This is a genomic window from Kitasatospora sp. NPDC058032 (genome assembly GCF_042885845.1).
Taxonomy (GTDB): Bacteria; Actinomycetota; Actinomycetes; order Streptomycetales; family Streptomycetaceae; genus Kitasatospora.
The window spans coordinates 1-2,835 of sequence record NZ_JBHVRK010000066.1 but is presented as its reverse complement, the minus strand read 5'-3'; the positions used below and the strand labels follow the sequence as shown (position 1 = coordinate 2,835).

General features: G+C 77.4%; 4 protein-coding genes. All 4 read left to right on the top strand.

Annotation, left to right across the window (positions count from 1 at the left end; translation table 11 throughout):
- The first annotated feature begins 167 nt into the window (after positions 1 to 167).
- Positions 168 to 545 carry an RRQRL motif-containing zinc-binding protein gene (locus tag ACFVUH_RS37265; protein WP_387918076.1) on the top strand — a complete coding sequence of 126 codons (378 nt, stop codon included), beginning with the start codon at positions 168 to 170 and terminating at the stop codon, positions 543 to 545.
- 17 nt (positions 546 to 562) lie between these two features.
- Positions 563 to 709, top strand: coding sequence for a hypothetical protein (locus ACFVUH_RS37260; RefSeq protein WP_387918075.1), 147 nt, complete (start codon positions 563 to 565; stop codon positions 707 to 709).
- Between the two features lie 54 nt (positions 710 to 763).
- Positions 764 to 1,186 carry an ATPase gene (locus tag ACFVUH_RS37255; protein ID WP_387918074.1) on the top strand — a complete coding sequence of 141 codons (423 nt, stop codon included), beginning with the start codon at positions 764 to 766 and terminating at the stop codon, positions 1,184 to 1,186.
- 14 nt (positions 1,187 to 1,200) lie between these two features.
- Positions 1,201 to 2,835 (top strand): hypothetical protein (locus ACFVUH_RS37250; protein WP_387918072.1); only part of this gene is annotated, 1,635 nt, incomplete at its 3' end.

The following is a 2,835-nucleotide window of genomic DNA, read 5'->3' as shown; positions in this document are numbered from 1 at the left end:
AGCGACTTCGAGCAGTGGCGCCAGGCCCTCGGGGCCGACCCGGCCGCCGTCGACCACGGCAGCACCGGCCCCCACGCCTGGCTGAGCGTCGACACCGCCTACGCCGGTGTCCCGCTGACCCTGACCGGCTACTACACCCTCGCCCAGGACGACCCGGGCGAGGACGAGTGAGCCGCCCCCGGACCTGGGACCCCACGGGCGAGCGCCACGGCGGAACCCCGACCTACCCGTGGCGCATGGCCCCGGACACCCTGCTCACCCGCCGCCAGCTCCGCGCCCGAGGCCTGCGCCCGGGCGGGCAGGACGTCGCCGCTCAGGTCTGCTGGCGCTCGCGCCGCAGCAAGGGCCAGCGCGCCGCCTACCTCTACCGGATCGACCGGGCCAAGCCGGTACGGCCGATGACCCCCGCAAAGGCCGCCGCCCTCGCCAAGGCCAACAAGGCCCGCCGCACCTGCCCGCAGTGCCACCGCGACGCCGGCTACGTGCTCCCCGCGCACCTGGGCACCTGCCTGCCCTGCGCCGACGCCACCGCCCTCGCGGCCTGAACGACCGAGGAGCCCCCATGCCCTGCCTGACCTGCTACTTCTGCGGCGAGCGCACGCCGGACGTCGAGGAGTGCGCGGACCCGTTCGCGCAGGACGTCTGCAACGAGAAGTGGATCATCCCGATCTGCGCCGCCTGCTACGGCCTGCGCTGCGACGAGATCTGATCCCCCAGCCCCCCTGACCTGCTCCGCTGCCATCAGCACCAGGAGATCCCTGTCATGTCCGTGACCGAAATCTGCGTGATCAGCTTCGGCTACCTGCACGGCGCTCCGCCCGAGGCGCACCTCACCCTCGACCTGCGCAAGCACTTCCGCGACCCGCACGTCGACCCGGCCCTTCGTCACCTGACGGCGCACGACCTGCCGGTGCGCCGGGCGGTGATGGGCACCCCGGGGATCCGGGAGGCCGTCACCGCCGCCGCGCTCGTGGTCGACGCCTACGACGCCGGGCCGACCCACGCGCCGCTGACCATCGCGGTCGGCTGCGCGGGCGGCCGGCACCGCGCCGCCGTCGTCACCGCCGCCCTCGCCCGCCGCCTCACCATGCTCGGCTTCACCATCCGGGTCGTCCACCGCGACCTGGACAAGCCCGTCGTCGAGCGCACCGCCGCCGGGGACGCCGTCGCCCCGGCGGGCGCGTGAGCGGGGGAGACGCCATGTCCGAGACCCTGGTCCCGCCCGAGGCCGCGCCGGTCACCGGCTTGCCAGCTCCGGTCCGGCCGAGCGCACCGGCCCGCCCGGTGCCGCAGCCTGAACCGGCCCCCACCGCAGTGGCCCCGGCGGTGGAGCCCACGACGTCCGGTGCTCCGGCCGTTCGCCGGGCCCCGGCCCGTGCGGGGCACACCCGGGGTGGTCTGCCGGTGGTGCCGCTGGCGGTGGCCGGCGGGAACACCGCCGTCGGCGCCGTGTCCGCCGCCGCGCTGGCGGGCGGGCCGGTGATGCTGGCCCTGCTCGCCGGTGGTGCGGTCGCCGTGACCGGCGCCGCCGCCCTTCGCTCCCGCACCCGCACCGGCAAGACCTCGACCGGCCAGGACACCGGCCAGACACCGAACCACCCCAACGCCGGCCACCGGCCGGGCGGGGGTGGCCTGTTCGGGACGCCCGGCCCGGCGGGCGGCGCCCGGTCGCCGCTGGGCCAGCAGTCCCGTCCCGCGCGGCACGCCGCCGCTTCCGGTGCGGGACCGCGTGCGGGTAGGAACGGCACCCCGGCCGGGGTGCGCAATGCCCAGGTCGGCGCCGGTTCGTCGGCCCGCCGTGGCCCGGCCGCCGCGTCCCGCGTCCGGTCCGGCGGAGCCGCCTCGACCGCACCCTCGACCACCGTGTCCGGGCCCGGCGCCCGAGGCCGCGCCACTGGTCAGCGGCCGTCGGCCGGTGGCGGCGCGGGTTCGGGTCTGGGGGTTCGGGCTGCGCGGGTGCGGGCGGCGCGTGCCGAGCGTACCGCGGCGGCGCCGAGCCTGCGCGAGAAGCGGGTGCAGGACACGGCGGCCCGCCGCACCGTCGCCGACGCCCGCCGCGCCGCCAAGGTGGCCGCGCGGGAGCAGAAGCGGGTAGCGAAGGCGACGGCCCGGGAGCTGTCCCGCGCCGGCCACACCGCCCCCGGCGCCAGCACGGCCGGTGGTGCGGGGTCGGTGGCGGGCGGTGCGCGGGAGGTCGCCCGGCAGGCGCGTCGTCAGGCCCGGCAGGACAAGCGCCTGGCCCGGCGTCAGAACCGCGAGGGCAGGCGCCTGGCCGGGCGGCTGGCGCGGGACGGGCGGGCGGATGCGCGGGTGAGGGAGCGTCGGGTGGCGATGCGCAAGGGCGCGGTGGCGCGGGCGGCCCGTAAGCGGCTGCGTCGCTCGGCCGGGCGGTACTTCGCCCGGTGGGCGCTGGCGGCGCTGCTGGCCGGCGCGGTCGGCCTGGTCGGCGCGGTCACCACCCCGATCGGCCGCCGCCTCGACATGCCGTGGCTGATGCACCCGGGACGGCGCCTGTTCGACCGCATGGTCGGCCGGGCCCGCGAAGACCGGACTGTCCGTGACTGGGTGATCGGCGCCGCCCTGGACGCCGACCTCGCCGCCGCCGAACACCTCGACAACCCGGACGCTGACACCGACGAGGGGCGGGTGGCGGACACGGTGCCGCGCGCTCCCCGCAACCACAACTCGACCGACAGCACCGCCGTCCCCTTGGGAGGGATCGTGACCACCGCCACCAGCGCGTTCAGCTTCGCCCAGGTCGCCGCCGAGATGGAGGCCCTGGCCAACACCTTCGACCCCGACGGGATGATGGAGGTCCTCGCCATGTGCGAGGAG